The sequence below is a fragment of the Streptomyces hilarionis genome (assembly GCF_024539675.1).
GTDB classification, from domain to species: domain Bacteria; phylum Actinomycetota; class Actinomycetes; order Streptomycetales; family Streptomycetaceae; genus Streptomyces; species Streptomyces hilarionis.
This window is the reverse complement of sequence record NZ_JAHHIT010000088.1, coordinates 17,426-41,329: the sequence shown is the minus strand read 5'-3', so window position 1 is coordinate 41,329 and position 23,904 is coordinate 17,426. Positions and strand designations below refer to the sequence as shown.

The 23,904-nt window shown below is 73.3% G+C and carries 9 protein-coding genes; 4 read left to right on the top strand and 5 right to left on the bottom strand.

Annotation, left to right across the window (positions count from 1 at the left end):
* Nucleotides 1–14,658: non-ribosomal peptide synthetase (locus KMS84_RS22135; RefSeq protein WP_256918152.1), on the bottom strand; the 14,658-nt coding region annotated here is incomplete at its 3' end.
* Between the two features lie 254 nt (nt 14,659–14,912).
* On the opposite strand from KMS84_RS22135, the gene KMS84_RS22130 reads away from it, so the two are divergent.
* Nucleotides 14,913–15,839 (top strand): ornithine carbamoyltransferase, encoded by a 927-nt coding sequence (locus KMS84_RS22130; RefSeq protein ID WP_256918151.1) that lies wholly within the window; start codon nt 14,913–14,915, stop codon nt 15,837–15,839.
* Between the two features lie 126 nt (nt 15,840–15,965).
* On the top strand, nt 15,966–19,172 hold the full coding sequence (locus KMS84_RS22125) for a tetratricopeptide repeat protein (RefSeq protein ID WP_256918150.1): 3,207 nt from the start codon (nt 15,966–15,968) through the stop codon (nt 19,170–19,172).
* Nucleotides 19,173–19,435: 263 nt separating this feature from the next.
* Here the strand turns inward: KMS84_RS22125 and KMS84_RS22120 are convergent, their stop codons facing one another.
* Both KMS84_RS22120 and mca read right to left on the bottom strand, forming a co-directional pair.
* The gene (locus KMS84_RS22120) at nt 19,436–19,735 is read right to left on the bottom strand and encodes a hypothetical protein (protein ID WP_256918149.1); all 300 of its coding nucleotides are present in this window, start codon (nt 19,733–19,735) and stop codon (nt 19,436–19,438) included.
* Nucleotides 19,728–20,588, bottom strand: coding sequence for a mycothiol conjugate amidase Mca (mca, locus tag KMS84_RS22115; RefSeq protein WP_256918155.1), 861 nt, complete (start codon nt 20,586–20,588; stop codon nt 19,728–19,730). Before mca ends, KMS84_RS22120 begins: the two co-directional genes overlap by 8 nt.
* A 125-nt stretch (nt 20,589–20,713) precedes the next feature.
* Here mca and KMS84_RS22110 point away from each other — a divergent pair, with 125 nt between their 5' ends.
* Entirely contained in the window at nt 20,714–21,115 is a 402-nt protein-coding gene (locus KMS84_RS22110) for a DUF4307 domain-containing protein (protein ID WP_069770918.1), read from the top strand.
* A 191-nt stretch (nt 21,116–21,306) separates the two neighbouring features.
* Complete coding sequence (gene greA / locus KMS84_RS22105) at nt 21,307–21,807, top strand: transcription elongation factor GreA (RefSeq protein ID WP_069770917.1); 501 nt, start codon at nt 21,307–21,309, stop codon at nt 21,805–21,807.
* A 184-nt stretch (nt 21,808–21,991) separates the two neighbouring features.
* Here greA and KMS84_RS22100 read toward each other — a convergent pair whose 3' ends face one another.
* Together KMS84_RS22100 and KMS84_RS22095 are read right to left on the bottom strand one after the other, a co-directional pair.
* Nucleotides 21,992–22,798, bottom strand: a complete 807-nt coding sequence (locus KMS84_RS22100; RefSeq protein ID WP_256918148.1) for an ABC transporter permease — start codon at nt 22,796–22,798, stop codon at nt 21,992–21,994.
* Complete coding sequence (locus KMS84_RS22095; RefSeq protein ID WP_256918147.1) at nt 22,795–23,790, bottom strand: ATP-binding cassette domain-containing protein; 996 nt, start codon at nt 23,788–23,790, stop codon at nt 22,795–22,797. The genes KMS84_RS22100 and KMS84_RS22095 overlap by 4 nt, the downstream gene beginning before the upstream one ends.
* Between the last annotated feature and the right edge of the window lie 114 nt (nt 23,791–23,904).

Below are 23,904 nucleotides of genomic sequence, written 5' to 3'. Positions count from 1 at the left end.
CGCCGCCCGCGCCACACCCGCACCCGCCACACGCGACGCCAGACCCGCCACCGTCGGCGACTCGAACACCGCACGGACGGGCAGTTCGACGCCGAACGTGGTGCGGATGCGGCTGATCAGCCGGGTGGCGCGCAGCGAGTGTCCGCCGAGTTCGAAGAACCCGTCGTCGACGCCGACCTGCTGGACGCCGAGGATCTCGGCGAAGAGCCCGCGGAGGATCTCCTCCGTGGGCGTGCCGGGGCCGCGGTCCGCCTCGGCGCCGGCGGGACTGGGCGACGGCAGCGCGTCGCGGTCCACCCGTCCGTCCGCGGTCAGCGGCAGCCGGTCCAGGACCACCAGGGCGGCCGGGACGAGATGATCGGGCAGGGACGCCCGGGCGAAGGCCGTGACGGCGCCGGGCGTGACGGTGCGACCGTGGGCCGGCACCAGGTGGGCGACGAGGGATCCGTCCCGTACCGCCACGGCGGCCCGGGCGACGCCGTCGTGTTCGGCGAGGACGGCCTCGAGCTGCGTCGGGTAGGCCGTGAAGCCCGGTATCGGCAGGGGCTCCCCGACGAACTCCAGCTCGCCGTCGGCGGTCCAGCGGGCCAGGTCCCCGGTGGGGACCATCCGCGCGCCCTCGTCCCCGAAGGGATCCGCGACCACCGTCGGCGCGGAGCCGAGCAGCGGCCCGCCGACGTGGAGCTCGCCGACGACGCCCGGCGGAACCGGGCACAGGCCGGCGTCGAGGACGTACAGGACGGTGCCGGGCAGCGGGGCGCCGAGGGGCACCACGGTGTTCCAGTCGTCGGGGTCGCAGGCGCGCTCCGTGACGGGGCCGGCGGCCTCGGTCAGCGAGTAGCCGTGCCACAGCGGCACGTCCACGGCGTCGAACCAGGCGCGCTGCAACGGCTCGGCGAGGGCCTCGCCCGAGCAGAACACCCGCCGCAGGCCGGCCTCCGGCAGCAGCGGGTCGCCGAGGAGAACGGCCAGCTCGGAGGGCGTGACGTGCAGTGTGGTGGCGCCGTGCGCAGCGGCGTCGAGCGGTGAGGCCGTGCGGTGGGCGCGGACGACGCGCGCACCGGCGGTAAGGGGCCAGAGCACCTCGTCGATCTCGCCCGCCGTGCCGGGTGCGGCCGTCGACCGGACGCAGTCCGTGCCGTCCAGGCCGTGGACGCTCTGGCGGGCCGCGACGCGGGCCGCGACGACGTCCTGCGGGACGACGACGGGCCGGCCGGTGCGGGTGCGCAGGACGAACGGTTCACCGCTGACGACCGCCGCCAGGACCCCGGCGGGCGGCTGGGCCAGCAGCTGCCCGTACGTCGTCTCGACGTCGCCGTCGACGATCGCGACGGCGTCCGCCGGCCGCGCGCCGATCAGTTCGAGCAGGGTGGGCGGGTTCGCGGGCGCCTCGGCGGCGCGGCCGTGCACGGCGTGCGGCAGCGCGATCCGGTCCACGACGACGTCCGCGTCGGCGCTCACCGTCTCCAGCAGGTGGACGAACTGCGCGGCCATGCGCTGCGCCGTGGCGGCGTCGAAGAGGTCCTCGGCGTACTCCAGGTCGATGCCGAGACCCTCGGCCGTGCCGTCCGCGCCGACCGCTTCCCGCACGTGCAGGGTCAGGTCGAAGCGGGCCGCTCCCATGTCGACGTCCTCGTCGAACGAGGCGGTCAGGCCGGCCAGGGCGAAGTCGTCCTCGTCGTCGTTCTCGAAGACGAGCATCACCTGGAACAGCGGGTGGTGGCCCAGCGAGCGCCCGGGGCGCACGACGTCCACCAGTCGCTCGAACGGCACGTCCTGGTGGGCGAACGCGGCCAGGTCCGCCTCCCGGACGCGGCCCAGCAGGTCGCGGAAGGAGGGGGATCCGGACACGTCGGTGCGCAGGACGAGGGTGTTGACGAAGAACCCGACGAGGTCCTGGAGGCTGTCGTCCGTGCGTCCGGCGACCGGGGTGCCGATCGGGACGTCGGTTCCCGCGCCCAGCTTGGACAGCATGAGGGCGAGAGCCGACTGGAGGACCATGAACAGGGTCGTGCCGGTCTCCCGCGCCACCGCCTGGAGGCTGCCGTGCAGTTCGGCGGGGATGCGGATGCCGACCTCGGCGCCGCGGTGCGTCGCCTCGGCGGGCCGCGGCCGGTCCGTCGGCAGGGCGAGCAGCTCGGGCATGCCGTCGAGGGCGTCCTTCCACCACGCCAGCTGCCGTCCGACGAGGCTCTCCGGATCGTCCTCGGCGCCGAGCAGTTCGGACTGCCACAGGGTGTAGTCGGCGTACTGCACGGGCAGTCCGGGCCAGCGCGGCGCCCGTCCGGCGAGCCGGGCGGCGTACGCGGTCGACAGGTCCCGTGCGAGCGCGCCGGTCGACCAGCCGTCGCCGGCGATGTGGTGGAGCAGCAGCAGCAGCCGGTGCTCGTCCGGGCCGTCCTCGAACAGCGTGGCGCGCAACGGGGGTTCGGTCTCGAGGTCGAAGACGTGCCGGGCCGCCTCGGCGGGGTCCGCGACGCCGGTGGCCACCACGGGCCTGGCCTCGTCGACCCCGAGCACCCGCTGGTAGGGGGTGCCGTCGGCGTCGGAGGGGAACACCGTGCGCAGCGACTCGTGCCGTGCCACGACGTCGCCCAGCGACGCTTCGAGGGCCGCCGCGTCGAGCGCGCCGGTGAGCCTGATCAGCAGCGGGACGTTGTACGTGGTGCTCGGCCCTTCGAGCCGGTGCAGGAACCACAGCCGTTGCTGGGCGAAGGAGAGCGGCACGCGTGCCGGCCGCTCCCGGCGGCCGAGGACGGGCCGGCCGGCGGTCGCGCCGTCGATCAGGGTGGCGAGCCCCGCCACCGTGGGCTCGGCGAACAGCGACCGGACCGACAGTTCCGCGCCGAGCTGCGAACGGATGCGGCTGAGCAGCCGGATCGCGGACAGCGAGTGGCCGCCGAGGTCGAAGAAGTTGTCGTCGACGCCGACGGCGGCGACGCCCAGCGTCTCGGCGAAGAGAGCGGCGATGATCTCTTCGGCGGGGGTGCGCGGGCTGCGCCGGGCGGCGGCGGTGGCGAGGTCCTCGGCCGGCAGCACGGCGGGGATCTCCGTGCCGACGACGAACTCGGCGGGCACGAGGTAGTCGGGCAGCACGGACCCGGCGAGGCGCCGTGCCCCCGTGGCGTCGCCGTCGTGGACGACGTGGGCGACGACCCGGGCGGAGCCCGCGACGACGGCGGCGTCGGCGAAGACCTGGCGCAGCCGGGCCGCGACCTCCGCGGGGTTGACGCGGAAGCCGCGCACCATGCGCACGTCCTCGGGACGCCCGAGGAGCTCGGTGTCGCCGTCGGGGCTGCGGCGTGCCAGCTCCCCCGAGGCGAGCGTGGCCACCACGCCCGGGGGCACGAGGCGTCCGTCGGCGTCCACGAGGGCGGTGTCCCGCTCGTCGTCGGACAGCAGGTCGAGGGCGGTGAACGGCGCGGCCGGGTCGGCTGCGGCCGCGGTGAGCAGCCGGATCAGCCGGTCGCCGAACGCGTTCATCGTCGCCCGGTCGAAGAGGTCGGTGGCGTACTCGATCTCGCCGACGATCCCGGCGGGCTCGCCGTCCGGTCCGTACCTCTCCTGCAGGCGGACGTCCATGTCGAACTTGGCGGCGTCGCCGACCACGTCCTCGAGTCGGGTCTCGAGGCCGGGGACGGTCAGCTTGACCTCGTCGAAGTTCTCGAACGTCAGCATGACCTGGTAGAGCGGGTGCCGTGCGAGCGACCTCACCGGGTTGACCACTTCGACGACGCGCTCGAACGGCACGTCCTGGTGGGCGAACGCGGCCAGGTCGGTCTCGCGCACGCGCTCCAGCAGCTCGGTGAACGTGGGGTCGCCCGAGACGTCGGTGCGCAGCACGAGCGTGTTGACGAAGTAGCCGAACAGGTCTTCCAGCGCCTCGTCGGTGCGCCCGGCGACCGGGGTTCCGACGGCGATGTCGGTGTCGCCGCTGAGCCTGCTCAGCAGGGCGACCAGGCCGGCCTGGATCGTCATGAACAGGGTGGTGTTGCCCTGTCGGGCCAGACGCAGCAGGGCGTCGTGCAGGGCGGCGTCCAGGCGCAGCGGCGCCTCGGCGCCTCCGTACGTGGCCACCGGCGGCCGGGGCCGGTCGGTGGGAAGGTTCACGAGCTCCGGCAGGCCGCGCAGGGTCTCGGTCCAGTAGGCGAGCTGCCGGGAGATCGCGCTGTCGGGGTCGTCCTCGCGGCCGAGCAGGTCGCGCTGCCACAGGGTGTAGTCCGCGTAGTGCACCGGCAGCGGCGCCCAGCCCGGGGCACGCCCCTCGGCCCGTGCCGCGTAGGCGACGGAGAGGTCGTCGCCGAGCAGGGTCTCCGACCAGCCGTCGCTGGCGATGTGGTGCATGAGCGGCAGCAGGGCGTGTTCCTCGTCGCCGAGCCGGAACAGGGTGCAGCGGATGGGCAGTTCGCTCACGAGGTCGAAGTGGTACTGCGCGGCCTGCGCGAGTGCGGCCTCGAGGTGCCGCTCGTCGTCGACGTCGGCGACGATCAGGTCCACCACCGCTTCGTCCGCGGGCACGATGTGCTGGTACGGCGTGCCGTCGGCCTCGCGGAACAGGGTGCGCAGCCCCTCGTGCCGGGCGACCACGTCGTGCAGGGCGGTCCGCAGCGCGGCGACGTCGAGCGGGCCAAAGAAGCGCATGACGAGCGGCACGTTGTACGTCGAGCTGGGCCCTTCGAGCCGGTTCAGGAACCACAGTCCGCGCTGGCCGAAGGAGAGCGGCACCCGCTCGGGACGCTCCATGGGCTCCAGCGCGCGCCTGGCCTCGCCGGCCTGGCCGGTCCAGGAGGCGAGCCCGGCGACGGTCGGCGTCTCGAAGAGCGCCCGGACGGGCACCTCCACGCCCATCGCGGACCTGATGCGGCTGATCAGCCGGGTGGCGAGCAGCGAGTGCCCGCCCAGCTCGAAGAAGTTGTCGTCGATCCCGACACGGTCCACGTTCAGCACGTCGGCGAAGAGGACCGCGAGGAGTTCCTCGCGCGGGTCGCGCGGTCGGCGGCCCTCCGCGGCGGCGGACGGGGTGGGCGCGGGCAGGGCCTTGCGGTCGAGCTTGCCGTTCGGGGTGAGCGGCAGCCGGTCGAGCGCGACGAAGGCGGCGGGGACCATGTGGGCGGGCAGCACGTCCGCGACGTGCTTGCGGACGCGGGCGGGGTCGCCGCCGACCAGGTACGCGGTGAGCCGCGGATCGCCCGGCTGGTCCTCACGCACGATCACGGCGGCCTGCGTGACGTCGGGCGCGTCGAGGACCGCCGATTCGATCTCGCCCAGCTCGATGCGGAAGCCGCGGATCTTCACCTGGTCGTCGGCACGGCCGAAGTAGGAGAGCGTGCCGTCCGCGGCCCGGCGGGCCAGGTCTCCCGTGCGGTACATGCGGGTCCCGGGCGGCCCGTACGGGTCGGCGACGAAGCGCTGTGCGCTGAGGCCGGGGCGGCCGAGGTAGCCGCGGGCCAGGCCCGCGCCGGCGACGTAGAGCTCGCCGGTGGCGCCCGCCGGGACGGGCTGGAGGCCCTGGTCGAGGACGTACACGCGCAGGTCGGGGATGCCGACGCCGACGACGCTGGCGGCGGTGGCGGCCGCCGAGGCGCGGTCGAGCGCGTGGTGGGTGACGTGCACCGTGGTCTCGGTGATGCCGTACATGTTGACCAGCGCGGGAGAGTCGTCGGGGCGCCGGTCGTACCAGGACGAGAGCCGTCCCGGGTCGAGGGCCTCGCCGCCGAAGACCACGTACCGGAGCGCGAGGTCCGTGCCGGGGTTCTCCTCGTCGGCCTGCATGAGCTGGTAGAAGGCCGAGGGGGTCTGGTTGAGGACGGTGACGCGCTCCTCCCCGAGCAGCCGCAGGAAGTCGCGCGGGGAGCGGCTCACGTCCTGCGGCACCACGACGAGCGTGCCGCCGCGCAGCAGCGGTCCCCACAGCTCCCAGACGGAGAAGTCGAACGCGTAGGAGTGGAACAGCGTCCACACGTCGCACTCGTCGAAGCCGAACCAGTGGTCCGTCGCCGTGAAGAGCCGCACGACGTTCTGGTGGGGGATCAGGACGCCCTTGGGCTGCCCGGTGGAGCCGGACGTGTAGATGATGTACGCGCCGTTGTCGGGGCTCAGGGTCGGGCGTGCCGGGTCGGTGACGGGACCGTCGGCGAGCTCCTCCAGGACGAGTCGGGTGCTGCCGTCGGGCAGTGCCACGTCCGCGCGGCGGCTGGTCACGACGACGGACGGGCGAGCGTCCTGCACGACGAAGGCGATGCGCTCGGCCGGGTAGTCCGGGTCCAGCGGCAGGTAGACGCCGCCGGCCTTGAGGACGCCGAGGACGCCCACCACGAGGTCGGCGCCGCGCGGCAGGGCGAGCGCGACCACGGACTCCGGCCCCACTCCCTCGGCGACGAGGGCGTGGGCGAGCCGGTTCGCCCGGGCGTTCAGCTGCGCGTAGGTCAGGCGCTCCGCGCCCTCGACGACGGCGGTCGCCTCGGGGTGCGCGGCGACGGCGGCCTCGAAGAGCGCGGGCACGGTGGTCCGCTCGGACGGCGGAACGGGTGCGGTCCACTGCTCCAGCAGTTCCCGGTGTTCCGCCGGGGCCAGGATGTCCGTCCGCCACAGCCGCTGGTCGGGGTCGGCGACGACCGCCTTCAGCAGCCGGGCGAGCCGGTCGACGACGTCCTGCACGGTGGACCGGTCGAAGAGGTCGGTGGCGTACTCGACCAGCCCCGACAGACCGGCGGGCTCGCCGTCGGGGCCGTGCTTCTCCTGCATGTCGAAGTCGAGGTCGAACTTGGCGACGCCGGAGCCGACGTCCTCCAGACCGGCCCGCAGACCGGGCAGGCTCAGGTCCGCCTCGGCGTTGTTCTGGAACAGGATCATGACCTGGAACAGCGGGTGGTGCGCGAGGGAGCGGGTCGGGTTGAGCACCTCGACCAGCCGCTCGAACGGCACGTCCTGGTGCGCGTACGCGGCCAGGTCGGTCTCCCGGACCCGGGCGAGGAGTTCCCGGAAGGTCGGGTTCCCCGAGGTGTCGGTGCGCAGCACCAGGGTGTTGACGAAGAAGCCGATCAGTTCGTCGAGCGCCTCGTCGGTCCGTCCGGCGATGACGCCGCCGAGCGGGATGTCGTCGCCGGCGCCGAGCCGGGTGAGCAACGCGGCCACCGCCGCCTGGAACACCATGAAGAGCGTGGTGTTGGTGTGGCGGGCGAGTTCGAGCAGCCGGGCGTGCAGGTCGGCGTCGAGCTCGAAGTGGACCTCCTCGCCGCGGAAGCTCGCGGCGGACGGCCGCGGCCGGTCGGTGGGCAGCTCCAGCTGCTCCGGGAGCCCGGCGAGCGTCTTCCGCCAGTAGGCGAGCTGCTGTGACAGCAGGCTCTGCGGGTCGTTCTCGGAACCGAGCAGCTCGCGCTGCCAGAGCGTGTAGTCGGCGTACTGGACGGGCAGCGCGGGCCAGGCCGGCGCCCGCCCCTCGGTCCGGGCGCCGTACGCGACGGAGAGGTCCCGCGCGAAGGGCGCGTCGGACCAGCCGTCACTGGCGATGTGGTGCAGCAGGAAGAGCAGGACGTGCTCGGTCTGCGAGAGCCGGAACAAGGTGACGCGCAGCGGCAGTTCGGTGGCGAGGTCGAAGCCGTACCGGGTGGCGACGGCGAGTTGCTCGGCGAGCCCGTCCTCGTCGGTCTCGACCAGGGTGACGTCCGGCTGCTCGGCGTCGACGATCAGCTGGTGGGGCTGCCCGTCCACTTCGGGGAAGCGGGTGCGCAGGCTCTCGTGCCGCGCCACCATGTCGCCGAGAGCGGCTTCGAGGGCCTCCCGGTCGAGGGCTCCCGACATGCGCAGCAGCAGCGGCACGGTGTAGGTGGCGCTGCGGCCTTCGAGCCGGTACAGGAACCACAGGCGCCACTGCGCCGCCGAGACGGGGACGTGCTCCGGCCGCGGCATGGGGCCGAGGGCGAGCCGGGACTGCTCGGCGCCCGTCATCCGTTCGGCGAGTTCGGCGACGGTGGGCGCCTCGAACAGGTGCCGGATGGTCAGTTCCACGTCGAACATCGAGCGGATGCGGCTGAGCAGGCGGATCGCGGTGAGCGAGTGGCCGCCGAGGTCGAAGAAGCTGTCGTCGATGCCGACGGTCGGCACGCCGAGCACGGCGGAGAAGAGACCGCAGAGGATCTCCTGCTCCGGGGTGCGCGGCGCACGGAAGGAGAGGGGCACGGCGACCGCGGCGGCGTCGGCCGGACCGTCCGCCGGCGCCGTGACCGGTTCGGCGGCGGGCGGGGCGGCGAGAGCGGCGGCGGCCACGGCCGGTTGCGTCCGGACGAGTTCGCCCACGGGCACGGAGGCGTCGTCGACGAAAGCGGTGAACAGGCGGACGAGGTCGGCGGCGAGCACGTCGATCTGCGCACCGTCCAGCAGGTCCGGCCGGTACTCCAGGCGCAGTGTCGGCCGCGCCCCCGGGAGCACCGACAGCGTCAGCGGGTAGTGGGTGGCGTCGTGGTCCTCCAGCGCGCTCGCGCGCAGGCCGGGCGCGGGCTCCCACACGTCGTCGTGCGGGTAGTTCTCGACGATGGTCAGCGTGTCGAACAGGTCGCCCTGTCCCCGGAGCCGCTGTACGTCGTTGAGTCCGAGGTACTGGTGCGCGATCAGCCGGGACTGCTCGTCCTGGACGCGCTGCATCAGCCGTCGCAGGGACTCCGTCGCGTCGAGCCGGACGCGAACGGGCAGCGTGTTGATGAACATGCCGACCATCGCCTCGCTGCCGGCCAGCTCCGCGGACCGCCCGGAGTACGTGGAGCCGAACACCACGTCCTGCTGTCCGGTGCGGGTGCGGAGCAGCAGGCTCCACAGGGCCTGGACGACGGTGTTGAGGGTGATCCCGTCCTCGCGCAGCCGGTCCTGGAGCCGCTCGGACACGGTGTCGGGCAGGTCGCAGAAGACCTGGAGGGGGCGGGCGGGCGCCGCCGTGCCCGGCTCGGCGAGGAGGGTCGGTGCGGCGAGCCCGTCGAGCGCGTTCCGCCAGGCCTCGTGCGCCGCCGTACGGTCCTGTCGCGCCATCCAGGCCAGGTGGTCGCGGAACGCGGCGGGCTCGGGGAGGGTCTCGCCGCGGTAGAGCGCGAACAGCTCGTCGAGCAGCACCTGCATGGACCAGCCGTCGAAGAGGATGTGGTGGTTGACGACGACCAGCCGGTGCTCGTCCTCGGCGAGCCTGACCAGGGTGAAGCGCAGCAGCGGCGGCCGGGCCAGGTCGAAGCGCTCCGCGCGCGCCTCGGCCACGATCCGGGCGAGGGCGGGCTCGCGCTCGGCCCCGGCGAGTCTTGAGAGGTCGGCCTCCCGCCACGGCAGTTCGAGGCCGTCGACGATCACCTGGACGGGCCGGGGCAGGCCCTCGTGGTGGAAGCCCGCCCGCAGGTTCGGGTAGCGGTCGAGCAGGGTGGACGCCGCGGTGCGCAGCGCTCCGGGGTCCAGCGGGCCGCTCAGCGCGAAGACCTCCTGGACGGCGTAGAGGTCGGCGCCCGAGTCGTACAGGGAGTGGAAGAGCAGGCCCTCCTGGAGCGGGGCGAGCGGCAGCACGTCGGCCAGGGACGGCAGTGCCCCTTCCAGCGCCTCGATGTCGCCCTGGGAGAGGTCCACGAGGGGCAGGTCGGACGGGGTCAGTCCGCCGCCTTCGACGGCCGCGAGCTCGGTGAGCGAGGCGAACCAGCCGTGCGCCAGCTCGCGCACGTCGTCCTCGGCCAGCAGGGCCTGCGACCAGGTCCAGGTCGCCACGAGCCGTGCCCCGTGGGCGTGGTCGACGGTCACGGCGTCGAGTTCGAGGGCCAGGCCGAGCGGCGCGGCGTCGTCGAAGCCCGCGCCGAGCGCGGGAGCCTCGGGCGCGGGCGCCCAGTCGGCGAGTGCCGGAGCGTCGTGACGGCCCAGGTAGTTGAATCCCAGCTGGGGGCGGCCGTACGCCGCCAGTTCCCCGGCGGTGCCCGCGTTGCGGTGCCGCAGCAACCCGTATCCGATGCCGTTGCCGGGCACCGCGTGCAGCTGCTCCTTGACCCGCTTCAGCGCGCGGACGCCGTCCGCGCCGCCCGGGTCGACGCGGACGGGGAACGCGCTGGTGAACCAGCCGACCGTACGGCTGAGGTCCAGGCCCGGCACGATGTCCTCGCGGCCGTGCCCCTCCAGTTCGAGGAGCAGCGCGCCCGCGTCGGCTCCGCGCCGGCCGCGCCACGCGGCGACGGCCAGCGCCAGGCCGGTGACCAGCACGTCCCGCACTCCCGCGTGGACGGCGGCGGGGACCGAGGTGAGCAGCGCTTCGGTGACGTCGGCCGGCAGGGTGAGCGTGAGCGTCCCGGCGTCGGCCCGGACGTCGGTCGCCGGGTCCAGGGGCCGGTCGCCGAGGAGCGGGTCGGGCGTCTCCAGCACCGATCGCCAGAAGGGCAGTTCGCCGGTGCGCCGGTGCGCCTCCTCCGTGAGGAGCGCGCTCCAGCGCCGGAACGAGGTCCCGACCGGTTCGAGGGCCTCTCCCTCCCAGGCGGCCCGAAGGTCGCCGAGGAGGGGCTGCCACGAGACGCCGTCCACGGCGAGGTGGTGCACGAGCAGCAGCAGCCGCCCGGGCTCCGTCCCGGCGTCGAACCACACCGCGCGCACCAGGTCGCCCCGGTGGGGGTCCAGTTCCGCCTGGGCGGCCCTGCCGTGCTCGTCGATCGCCTCGCGCAGCGCGTCGGCGCCGGCGCCGGCGGCGTCCACGCGGCGGACGGTCGCCGTGACGCCGCCCGGCGCGGGGATGCCGAGTCCCCCCTCCTGGTCCAGGGTCAGCCGGAGCGCGTCGTGCCGGTCGAGGACGGCCTGGAGCGCGGCGGTCAGACGCTCGGCGCCGAGCCCGGCCGGCACGACGAGCAGCATCGACTGGTGGTAGCCGTCGACGGGGCCGCCGAGGTCGCGCAGGTCCGCCATGACCGGTGTGGGCAGCAGCGGGCCCGTGGCGACGTCCTGGGCGAGGGGGACGGCGGGGGCGGCCGTGCGGGCGGCGGCGGCGATGCGGGCGACGGTCTTGTGCTCGAAGACGTCCCGCGGCGTGATGCGCAGCCCCGCCTTCCGGGCACGGCTGACCAGCTTGATGGAGACGATGCTGTCGCCGCCGAGGTCGAAGAAGCCCTGGTTCGGGCCCACCTCGGGCAGGCCGAGCACCTCGGCGAAGAGCGAGGTCAGCAGCTCTTCCTCGAAGGAGCCCGTCGATGCGGGGTCCTCGACGGCCGGAGAGGGCAGTGCGGCGACGTCGAGACGGCCGTCCTCGGTGCGCGGCAGCTCGGCGACGGTGACGTAGGCGTCCGGCACGAGGAAGTCGGGCAGCACACGGGCGAGGTGGTCGCGAAGGTCGACGGAGCGCACGGAGAGGCCGGGGGCGGTCACGACGTAGGCGACGAGACCGTCCGTCACCGTCGCGTCGACGAGCGCGGGGTGGGCGAGCAGGGTCCCGACGGTGCGGGACACGTCGACCGGGGCTCCCCCGACGAGGACGGGCGCGCACAGGCGCTCGAGACGGCCGTCGGGGGTGTACCGGGCCGGGGCGCCGTCGAGGACGCCGACCACGCCGTCGGGCACCGGCTCGCCGTGCTCGTCGACGACCCGTTCGCGTCGGCCCTGGAGCACGGCGCGTTCGTCCGCGGTGAGCAGGTCGATCGTGGAGATCCGGCGTTCGGGGTCGGCCACGGCGGCACGCAGCAGCCGGGCGAGCCGGGCGATGAGCGTGTCGACCGAGGAGCCGTCGAAGAGGTCGGTCGCGTACTCGGCGACCACGTCCACTCCGGCCGGAACGCCGGTGTCGGAGAAGCGCTCCCGCAGGCGCAGGTCGAGATCGAACTTGGCGACGCCGGTGGGGACTTCGTCCACCTCGACGGTGAGACCGGGCAGGGCGGGTGCGGCCGTGCCGAGGGTCTCGAAGGTGAGCATCACCTGGAAGAGCGGGTGGTGCGAGAGGGACCGGGCCGGGTTGAGCGCTTCGACCAGCCGGTCGAACGGCACGTCCTGGTGCGGGTAGGCGGCCGCGGCCGTGCCGTGCACCCGGTCCAGGAGTTCACGGAAGGTCGGGTCGCCCGAGGTGTCGGTGCGCAGCACGAGGGTGTTGACGAAGGAGCCGACGAGGCCGTCGAGTTGCTCGTCGGGCCGTCCGGCGGTCGGGGTGCCGAGCGGGATGTCGGCGCCGGCGCCGAGCCGGGTCATGAGCGCGGCGAGAGCGGCCTGCACCACCATGAAGACGGTGCGGCCGGTGGAGCGGGCGAGCACGGTGGCCGCCCGGTGCAGCTCGGCGTCGAGGTGGGTGCGCACCTCGTCACCGCGGAAGCTCGCGGCCGGAGGCCGGGGCCGGTCGGTGGGGAGCTCGACGCGCTGCGGCAGCCCGGCGAGCGCGGTCCGCCAGAAGCCGACGCCGTCCGCCTCGCCCTGCCAGAGGGTGAAGTCGGCGTAGGTCACCGGCAGTTCGTCCCAGACCGGTTCGCCGCCGACGCGACGGGCGGCGTAGGCCAGGGACAGGTCCTCGATCAGCGGGCGTTCGGACCAGCCGTCGCTCGCGATGTGGTGCATCAGGAGCAGGAGGGCGTGTTCGTCCGTGCCGGGCCGCGAGAACAGGGTGGCTCGCAGCGGCGCCTCGCTGTGCAGGTCGAACGGGTGGCGGGCCGCCGCGAGCACCGCGCCGTCGATGTCGGGGGTGCTGACGACGGTGAGCGCGGCGAGCGTGTCGAGCACGTCCTGGCGGGCGACGCCGTCCGTCTCCGGGAACACCGTCCGCAGGGTCTCGTGCCGTCGGGAGACGTCGCGGACGGCGGCGCGGAGCGCCTCGGCGTCCACCTCTCCGGTCAGCCGCAGCACGAGGGGGATGTTGTAGGTGGCGCTCGCGCCTTCGAGCCGGTGCAGGAACCACAGGCCGCGCTGCGCGTGCGACAGCGGCATGGGGTCGGGGCGCTCGCCGCGGGTCAGCGGTGGCCGGGCCGCTCCGGCCTCGTCGAGACGGGCGGCCAGACCGGCGACGGTGGGCGCCTCGAAGAGGGCGCGGACCGACACCTCGCGGTCGAACGCGGTGCGGATGCGGCTGATCAGCCGGGCGGCGAGGAGCGAGTCGCCGCCGAGGTCGAAGAACCCGTCGTCGGCGCCGACGCGGTCGAGGCCCAGGACGTCGGCGAAGAGTCCGGCGAGGACCTCCTCGGCGGCCGTTCGGGGCGCGCGGCCGGCTGCGGCGGTGAGTTCCGGGGCCGGCAGCGCGGCGCGGTCCAGCTTGCCGTTCGGCGCGAGCGGCAGCTCGTCGAGCATCACGTACACCGAGGGCACCATGTGCTCGGGCAGCCTGGCGGCCAGCCGCTCCTGCACCGTGGCGGCCTCGACCGCGCCCACGACGTACGCGACGAGGCGTTGCTGTCCCGGACGGCCCTCGTGCACGGTCACGGCCGCCCCGGACACCTCGGCCAGTTCCGTGACGGCCGCCTCGATCTCGCCCAGTTCGATCCGGAAGCCGCGGATCTTCACCTGGTCGTCGGCCCGGCCCGCGAATTCGAGGAGGCCGTCGGCGTTCCACCTCGCCAGGTCCCCGGTCCGGTACATGCGCTCGCCCTCGGCGAACGGGGAGGCGACGAACCGCAGGGCCGTCAGGCCGGCCCGGCCCAGGTAGCCGCGGGCGAGCTGGACGCCCTCGACGTAGAGCTCGCCCTCCTCACCGGGTCCCACCGGGCGCAGCGCGCCGTCGAGGACGTGCACCCGGGTGTTGGCGACCGGGGACCCGATGGGAACGTTCCGGTGGCTCCTGCCGGGCCGCACCTCGAACGCCGTCACGTCGATCGACGCTTCGGTCGGGCCGTAGTGGTGGCCGAGTCGCAGGTCCAGCTTGGTGACGACCTCGTCCGCCAGGGAGGGCGGCAGCACTTCTCCCGCGACGAAGAGCAGGCGCAGGGCGAGACCGGAGGTGTCGCGGATCGCGGGCAGCGCGACCGCCAGCAGCGACGGAACGAACTGGGCGACGGTGACGCCGTGTGCGGCGGCGTACTCGATCAGCAGGTGCGGCAGGCCCACCACGTCGTCGGGCGCCATGCAGATCGTCGCGCCGGCGATCAGGGGCAGCCAGATCTCCGAGCCGGACGCGTCGAAGCTGAACGCGGTCCGGGCGAGGACGACGTCCGACGCGTCGACGCTCCAGCGGTCGGCCTGCCACAGCATGTGGTTCACGACGCCCGAGTGCGGCACGACCACGCCCTTGGGCAGTCCCGTGGAGCCGGACGTGTAGATGACGTAGGCCGCGTTGTCCGGACGGACCGTGACGCCGGGGGCGCTGTCGTCGCCGGAGGTCAGGTCGATGTCGTCCAGCAGGAGGACAGGGGCCGTGGAGCCGGGCAGCAGGGCGCGGGTGGCGGCGGTCGTGAGCACGACCGAGGGACGGGCGTCGCCCAGCATGAACGCGATCCGCCGGGCGGGGTAGCGCGGGTCGACCGGCAGGTACGCCGCCCCGGTCTTCAGCACGGCCAGCAGGGCGACCACGGCGTCCGCCGACCTCGGCACGGCGAGCGCCACGACGTCCTCGGGGCCCGTTCCGGCCTCGATGAGCCGTCGGGCCAGCCGGTTGGCCCGACGGTCGAGTTCGGCATAGCTGAGCGCGGTCGGTCCGAAGACGACGGCCGGGTGCCCGGGAGCCCGCCGCACCTGCGCCTCGACCAGTGCGGGCAGCGACATCGCCGCCCCATCGCCTCCCAGGCTCGACCCGATCGGATTGCGCGTCGCACGACGGTCCACGCTGCTGGCTCCTGTCCTTCGTCGACAACTCGTAAGGCCGGGGCGCACATGCACGTCCGACACGGTGCCCGACCGTAGGGAGCAGCACTTTCAGCCTGTTATCGCACGCTCATCCGACGCGGCTGCGACGCCGATACCGCCCTGATAAACGGCGCCCCTACATTGCCAAGCCCGCTATGCACAGGAGTCGCGCAATGGCCCGTAACCACCTCATCTCGCTGGTCGACATCCCCGATGCCGACCTGTACCGCATCGTGGACAGAGGAGCCCGGTTCGCCTCCGGCGCGTGGCCGGACGAGACCCTGCGCGGCGCCGTCGTCGGCGTCTACTTCCGCGCCACGTCGACGCGCACGCGTACGGCGTTCTCCTCCGCGGCCCTCCGGCTCGGCGCGCGCCTGATCACCTACGGCCCGCACGATCTCCAGGTCAACACGGGCGAGACCGCCGCGGACACCGGCCGGGTCCTGGGAGGCATGCTGGACGCCCTGGTCGCGCGCACGGTGGGCAGCGTCGAGGAGCTGCGCGCGCTGGCCTCCCAGGACCGGATGGCGGTGGTGAACGCCATGGCGGCGCAGGAGCATCCGACGCAGGCGCTGACCGATCTGACCGCCATGGCCGGGCACTTCGGAGACCTGACCGGACGGCGGGTGCTCTACATGGGCGAAGGCAACAACACCGCCGCCGCTCTGGCTCTCGCCCTTCCGCGCTACCCCGGAACCGAGTTCCACCTGCGGACCCCGAGGCGCTACGGCCTCGATCCGGAGATCCTGGCACGGGCCGAGGAGCTGGCGGCCCGCCACGGCTCCACCGTCACCGAGCAGCACGACACCGTCGCCATGCCCAAGGACGTCGACGTCGTCTACACGACGCGGTGGCAGACCACCGGCACGTCGAAGGACTCCCCCGACTGGCGCGAGGAGTTCGTTCCCTTCCGGGTCGACGAGGCCGTCATGGAAGCCAGCCCCGACGCGGTCTTCATGCACGATCTGCCCGCGCACCGGGGCGACGAAGTCACCGCCGCCGTGCTGGACGGACCGCGCTCGATCGCGTTCACCCAGGCCGAGGCGAAGATGCACAGCGCCGCGGCGGTCCTGGAGTGGAGCCTCGGCGTCCTGGCCTGACGGACGTCCGGCAGGACGCCCCCGATTCCCGGGCGGCGATCGCCGGGCCCCCGCCCTCTCGCGCCGCGCGGCCGGCCGCAGCACACTTGACCAAGGAAAGCGGTGACCGCCGGAGGGGGACGGTAGATGCGGGACGGTCATAGGGCGGACGCCGAGCGGTTGTTGGCGCGGGCCGTGGAGGAGGAGGTGCGCCGGTCCGGGGGGCGCGCCGACCGGCAGGCGCTGATGACGCGGGCGCGCGGCGCGCTGGACGACATGGCGCAGACCGCCGCCGAGGAGTACGAGGCGTACGCGCGCGCCCTGGACGAGACGGAGGCCCGGCGCATCAGCTTCGCGCAGCGCTACGCACGCGAGGGCGGCCGAACTCCCCTGCTGGTGGCGGGCGTCGCCGCCGTGACGGCCACGGTCGCGGACCTCGCGCTCGGCACCGGGGCGGGCGCGGCTCTGGGCGCGGGGGTGACCGTCGGGGTCGTCGGGGCCGCCGCGACCGTCGTCAAGGTGGCCGGCACGCATCTGCCGGCCGCCCACCACCGGGCCGGCGAGGCGGGACAGCCCGGCGGCGCCGAACAGTTGCGGTTGCAGTGGCTCACGGCGCTGGAGGTGCGCGGCATCCGGCCCTTCCTGGACCAGCAGCGGGTGCTGCGGGCGACGACCGGCTCGAAGAAGCTCCCCGGGCCGCGGCTGCGCGGCACCGACAAGAGCGCGGCGGCCCGCGGGCGGACCGTGCTGGAGCAGTCGTTCGCCCAACTGCCCGAGCTCGCGGGCCCGTTCGCCGGACGCAGGACGGAACTCGCGCAGATCCGGCAGTGGGTGCAGGCCTCACGGGCCGGCACCGGCACCCGGCCCACCGTGGTCGTGCTGCACGGCGACCCCGGCAGCGGCCGCACCACGCTCGCGGTACGCGCCGCGCACGATCTGCGCGACCAGTTCCGCGGCGCGTGCGTGGTGGACCTGCGCGGAGACGGCGCGCGGGAGCGGCGGCTGCCCACCCGGGACGCCCTGCTGCATCTGCTGAACCGTCTCGGCGCACCCCGCGAGCAGCTCCTCTTCCGCGAGCGCTCCTCGGCGGAACAGCAGGTCAAGCGGCTCGGCGAGCTGTACCACCAGCATCTGACCGGGCTGCCGGTCACGATCGTCCTCGACGACGCCTCGGACCCCGAGCAGGTCCGCGCGCTCGTCCCCGAGCGCTCCGAGAGCCTGGTCCTGGTGACCGCCCGCTCCCCGCTCGCGCTGCCCCCCGAGCTGTCCCCCTGGGTGCACGAGCTCGCCGTGCGGCCCCTGGACGCCGCGGGCGCGGAGGAACTGCTGGCCGCGGCAGCGCAGGACCTATCCGGGCCCTACGACGCCGAGTCCGCCGACCGGATCACCCGGCTGTGCGGCGGGCTGCCGCTGGCGCTGCGCGTGGCGGGCTCCTCCCTCGGCCCGCGCTCGCCGCGGGCGCTGGCGGCGGACCTCGGCGCGTACGGCCCGGTGCAGCCCGTGGAGCGGGCGCTGTGGCTGCGCTACACCGACCAGCCGGACGCGGCCCGCACCCTCCTGCGCCGGCTCGCGCTGGCCGGACGGGCCTCCCTCGGCGCGGCGGCGGCCGCCGCGCTGCTCGCCACCGACCGCGCGGAGGCGGCCCGCCATCTCACCGCCCTCGCCGACGCCGGACTCGTCGACCACGTCCGCGGCGACCGCTACCGCCTGCACGACCTGGTCCGCGCCTTCGCCCAGGCCCGGCTCCAGGACGAGGAGCCGCAGAGCGAGCGAGCGGCGGCGCAGGAACGCCTGATCGTCAGCTACGCCGAGCTCGCCGACTCGGTGCTGCGGCTGGTCGACGGGAACATGTCGACCCGCTCGGACCGGTTCACCCCGCACGGCTTCACCTCCCTCGACGAGGCGCTGCGCTGGCTGGACGACGAGTCGAGCTTCATCACGGCGACGCTGCGGCACGCCGAGGGCGTCGACCAGAACGCCGTGATGAGCCTGCTGGGCGATCTGTGCGACTACTGCCTGCTGCGCGGAGACCTGTACCGGCTCGGCGAGATCAGCGAACTGGCCCAGTCGGTCGGCCAGGACCTGCTGGTGCGCTCGGTGCAGTGGCGCACCGGCATCGCGGCGCGTCAGCTGGGCGAGCTGGACAAGGCCCGCACGACCCTGAGCTCGGTCGTCGACCTCTACCTCCAGGCCCATCACGACGCGGGCGCGGCACGCGCCCTGTGCTCGCTGGGCATCACCCTGCACCATCAGGGCCAGCTCACCGAGGCGGCGGCGAAGCTGCGGGAGGCGATGGAGCTTCAGGCCGCGCCCGAGCTGGCCACCGACCGCGCCTGGACGATGCACGCCCTGGCGGCGGTGGAACGCGACCGGGCGCATCTGGCCGAGGCCCTGGACCTCCTCACCCGCTCCCTGGTCCTGCACCGTGAGGGCGGCTCCGTGCACGGCGAGGCCTGGGCGCACTTCCAGCTGGGGCAGCTGCACCTGCGGCGCGGCGACGTCGAGCGGGCGCAGGGCGACCTGCGCCGGGCCCTCGACCTGTACGGCCGCACCCGCGACGCCCGGGGCGAGGCCTGGGCCGGCACCCAGCTCGCCCGGGCCCGGCTGATCGCCGGCGATCCCGGCCCGGCCGCGGAGGACCTGCGCCGGGCGGCGGCCCGCCACCGGGACAACGAGGACGCGCGCGGCGAGGCGTGGACGGTCTACTACCTGGGCCTGGCCCTGGAGGAGACCGGCGACCTGGACCACGCCGTGCGCGAGCTGGAACGTTCCCGCTCCCTGTTCTCCCGGATGCGGGACGTCTACGGTCTGGCCTGCGCCCGCCACCACTCGGCCCGGGTCACCCGCGACCAGCGCGCCGCCCAGACCGGCTCACTGCGCAACTCCGGGTTCGCCCGTCAGCTCCTGGTGGACGCCCGCGCCGACTTCCAGCGCATCGGGGTCGCCCACGGCGAGGCCTGGACCTGCCTGGAGCTCGCGATCGTCGACGCGGGCAACGCGCGGGCCCAGGCCGCGCTGGCCCTGTGCGAGGAGGCGGCGGCGCTGTTCGCGTCCTACGGCGACCGGCGCGGCGAGGACTGGGCGCGCTTCCTGCGCTGCACCCTGCTCCCGTACGCGGCGCCGGGCGGCGTGGAGGTCGGGACGGCGGTGGCGCAGGAGGAGCTGGCCGTGCTGGCCCGGGCGGACCACCCGTTGCGCGACACCGGACTCACCGAGTGCCTGGAGGCCTACGGCCTGCTGCTGGAGCGAGGGGTGCGCCTGGAGTCGGGCTGGCAGGCCTGGCGCCTCGGTCTGGTCCCGGGCAGAGCCGCCCGCGAGGTGATGGGCGTGGCAGTGGACCCGCCCCCGAACTGACCCGCACCGCGCGGGTACGGCCCGGGCGGGCGTCGGCCGCCGTGCGGGGCTCCGGGCAGCGGGCACGCCCGGCGGCGGCGTGACCCGGCGTCGACGTGGCGTGACGCCGACGTGACGTGACATCGACGTGGCGTGAGCGAGGGTGCGGCGCGACGTCGGCGGGTCGGGGCGGGTGCCGGTACCCCTGCCCCCGCCCCCGCGCGCGCCGCTCGTCGGCTCGTCGCGCGCACCGGCCGCCGGCGTCGGTCGCCGGCGGCGGGTGCTCAGCCGGCCGAGGTGGGCCTGTCCGTCGTCCTGCCGCCGGCCTTCGTGCCCGGCGCGGCGGCCGCGGAGGCGTTCGCCGTCGTGCCGTCGGAGGCGCTCTCCGGGTCCGCCGGCTCCTTGAAGTCGACCTTGCCCATGTGCTTGCTCATGGACCTCATCAGGCCCCACACCGCCACCGCCATCGCCGCGAAGACGATGAAGCCGAGGACGCCGGGGGTGACCTTGTTCTCGTCGACCTCCTTGGCGAGGGGGACGAGGTGCGTCATTGCCAGGCTCACGCTTGCGCTCATGTCAGGCATTGTCGCGGATGCCCGCAAAGAGGTCGTCCTCGGGGAGGGAGGTGTCGACGCGGGACTTCGCGAGCTCGTACTCCTCCGTCGGCCAGACCTCCCGCTGGACGTCCATCGGAACGCGGAACCAGCCGCCGTCGGGGTCGATCTGCGTGGCGTGGGCGATCAACGCCTTGTCGCGGATCTCGAAGAAGTCGGCGCACGGGATGTGCGTGGTGAGCGTGCGCTCGCGCTGTCCGAACTCCGCCCAGCGCTTGAGCCACTCGCCGTAGGGCGACTCCATGCCGCGCTCGAGCAGCGCGTTGTGCAGCGCCTCGGTGCGGGGACGGTTGAAGCCCTGGTTGTAGTACAGCTTCACCGGACGGTACGCGGGCCCGAACTCTGCCTCGGGGTACTTCTCGGTGTCGTCCGCGCCCTCGAAGGCCACCATCGAGATCTTGTGGGTCATGATGTGGTCGGGGTGCGGGTAGCCGCCGTTCTCGTCGTAGGTGGTGATCACCTGGGGACGGAAGGAGCGGATCTGCTTCACCAGCTCGCCGGCCGCCACGTCGACGTCCTCCAGGGCGAAGCAGCCCTCGGGCAGCGGCGGCAGCGGGTCGCCCTCGGGCAGCCCGGAGTCGACGAAGCCGAGCCATTCCTGCTTGACGCCGAGGATCTCCCTGGCCTCGTCCATCTCCTTCTTGCGCACCTCGTGGATGTGCTCCTCGATGTACGTGTCGCCCTGAAGCTTGGGATTGAGGATGGAGCCGCGCTCCCCGCCCGTGCAGGTCACGACCAGCACGTCCACCCCCTCGGATACGTACTTCGCCATGGTGGCCGCGCCCTTGCTCGACTCGTCGTCGGGGTGGGCGTGGACGGCCATCAGTCGCAGCTGGTCAGTCAAGACTCAATCCTCGGTCAGTCGGCGCCCGGAGTGACCCGGCGCGATCGCAGGCTTCTATAGTGACCGAACCGGGGGACGAAAAATTCCGCGCCGAGAGGACGATCATGAGCACGGCGAGCACGCGCCTGCCCGAGGGCCGCTACGGCCGTTCCTCGGACGAGCGCGCCGACCACAAGCTCAAGATCGCCGGCGCCGTCCTGGGCGCGCTGCTCCTGGCCCTGATGGGCTACTTCGCCTACCACTACGTCGGCCAGAACAAGATCAGCGCCGAGGTGATCGCGTTCAAGGCGACCTCGGACGACGCCGTGGAAGTCCATCTGGAGGTCCGCAAGGACTCCGGCACGAGCGGTTACTGCACGGTGCGCTCGCAGTCCGCCGAGGGCGCCGAGGTGGGCCGGGCGGACTTCCGCTTCTCCGGCGCGGACTCGCGCATCGACAAGGTGGTCACGCTGCGCACGACGGCGAAGGGCACGACGGCCGAGCTGCTCGGCTGCCACGCGGACTGACCCCGGGTCGCCCACAGGGCCGGATTCCTCCGCAAAACGTGCACGCTGACCTGCGCCGACGTAATTCTGGTGGCTTATGTCCTCCCCCTACGGCCACTGAATTGTTAGGCTCGTGGTTTCGCCCATCACCTGAGGAACATGCTTGTGGGTAGGGCGATGCTTTGACTTCCCAGTACCGACGAGGAGCACCTGTGACCCAGACCAGCGAGTCCGTCACCTGGCTGACCCAGGAGGCGTACAACAAGCTCAAGGTCGAGCTTGAGTACCTTACTGGTCCTGCGCGCACGGAGATCGCCCAGAAGATCGCCGCGGCGCGCGAGGAGGGGGACCTGCGCGAGAACGGTGGGTACCACGCGGCCAAGGAGGAGCAGGGCAAGCAGGAGCTCCGTGTGCGCCAGCTGACCCAGCTTCTCGAGAACGCCAAGGTCGGCGAGGCTCCGGCCTCCGCGGACGGTGCGGTGGCGCCCGGCATGGTCGTGACGATCGCCTTCGACGGCGACGAGGACGACACCATGACCTTCCTGCTCGCCTCGCGCGAGTACGCGAGCTCCGACATCGAGACCTACTCGCCGCAGTCCCCGCTGGGCACCGGCGTGATCGGTCACAAGGTCGGCGAGGACGCGGAGTACGAGCTGCCGAACGGCAAGAAGGCCTCCGTGCGCATCCTCAAGGCCGTGCCCTACGACGGCTGAGCCGGCGCGTCCTCCCGGACCTTTTCCCCTTCCGGTCTCTTTCCGGTCCCTTCGCGGGCCTTCCGACGAGCCCCCGGCGCCTCGTGCCGCCGGGGGTTTCGTCGCGCCGGGGCCCCGCTCCCGGCCCCCGCTCCCGCCCGCCCGCGCCGCGTCACCGCATCGCCGACTCGGAGGGAGCACCCCCTCACGCCGTCGCCGAGCGGTACTTGCGCACCGCGAGCGTGCGGAAGATCGCGATGATCACCACCGAGTAGATGAGCGAGGCCCAGACGGGATGGGCCATCGGCCACGCGTCGGACGGTGAGACCCCGGGGTCGCCGAAGAGCTTGCGGCACGCCTGGACGGTGGCGCTGAACGGGTTCCACTCGGCGACCGGTTGCAGCCAGGACGCCATCTGCGAGGAGTCCACGAACGCGTTGGAGATGAAGGTGACCGGGAAGAGCCAGATCAGACCTCCGGAGGTGGCCGCCTCGGGGGTGCGGACCGTCAGGCCGATGAGGGCGCCGATCCAGGTGAAGGCGTAGCCGAGGAGCAGCAGCAGCCCGAAGCCGGCCAGGATCCTGCCGAAGTTGGTGGGCTCCGCGAAGCCGGGGCGCCAGCCCACCAGCAGCGCGACGACGGCCAGGACGAGCAGGGTCAGAGCGGTCTGGGCGAGGTCGGCGATGGTCCGGCCGGTCAGGACCGCGCCGCGTGCCATGGGCAGCGAGCGGAAGCGGTCGATCAGGCCCTTGTGCATGTCGTCGGCGATGCCCGCGCCGGCTCCGGCGGTCGCGAAGGTGACCGTCTGCGCGAAGATGCCCGCCATCAGGAAGTTCTTGTACACGTCGGGATCGGTCGAGCCCCCGACGTTCATCGAGCCGCCGAAGACGTACGTGAACAGCACCACGAACATGATCGGCTGGATCAGCCCGAAAATGATCATCTCCGGGATCCGGCTCATCCTGATCAGATTCCTTCGGGCGATGACCAGGGAATCGTTCACGGCGCTCATCCGACGGTCTCCTTCTTGCCCTGTCCCCGGGTTTCGCTCTCCTCCGCCTTCGCCTCGGCAACGTGTCCGGTCAGGGACAGGAAGACGTCGTCGAGGGTGGGGCGGCGCAGGCCGATGTCGTCGATCTCGATGCCGCGGGCGTCGAGCTCGCGGATGACCTCGGCGAGCAGCTTCGCGCCGCCGGTCACCGGCACGGTGAGTTTGCGGGTGTGCTGTTCGACGGTGGTCTCGCCCTTGCCGAAGCCGGAGAGCACCTCCTGTGCCGTCGTGATGTGGTCGCGTTCGTGCACCACGACCTCCACGCGCTCGCCGCCGGTGCGGGCCTTGAGCTCGTCGGAGGTGCCGCGGGCGATGACCCGGCCGTGGTCGACGACCGCGATGTCGTGCGCCAGATGGTCGGCCTCCTCGAGGTACTGCGTGGTCAGCAGCAGGGTCGTGCCGTCGGAGACCAGTTGCTTGATCACCTCCCACAGCAGTTGGCGGTTGCGCGGGTCGAGGCCGGTCGTCGGCTCGTCCATGAACATCACGGGCGGCGAGACCACCAGCGCGGCGGCCAGGTCGAGGCGGCGGCGCATGCCTCCGGAGTAGGTCTTGGCGGTGCGGTCGGCGGCGTCCGCGAGATCGAACCGGTCGAGCAGCTCGGCGGCCCGCGCCTTCGCCGCACCGGCTCTCATCTGGTAGAGCCGGCCGACCATCTGAAGGTTCTCGCGGCCGGTGAGGTACTCGTCGACCGCGGCGAACTGGCCGGACAGGCCGATCGAGCGGCGTACGTCGTCGGGTTGCCTGAGCACGTCGAAGCCGGCGACCACCGCCCGGCCCCGGTCGGGGCGCAGCAAGGTGGTCAGACAGCGGACAGCGGTGGTCTTGCCCGCGCCGTTGGGCCCGAGCAGGCCCAGGACCGTGCCCTGCGGCACGTCGAGGTCGACGCCGTCCAGAGCCTTTACGTCACCGAAGGTCTTCACCAGGCCTTCGGCATAGATGGCGCCTGGCATATGAGTCTCCACGTCGTCGGGGATTCTTCGGAAAGCCTAGGTTTGCACTTTTCGTTCCGCCCCATGGCGAAATCGCGGCGGCGGCTCGCGACACACCATAACGCGATGTATCGC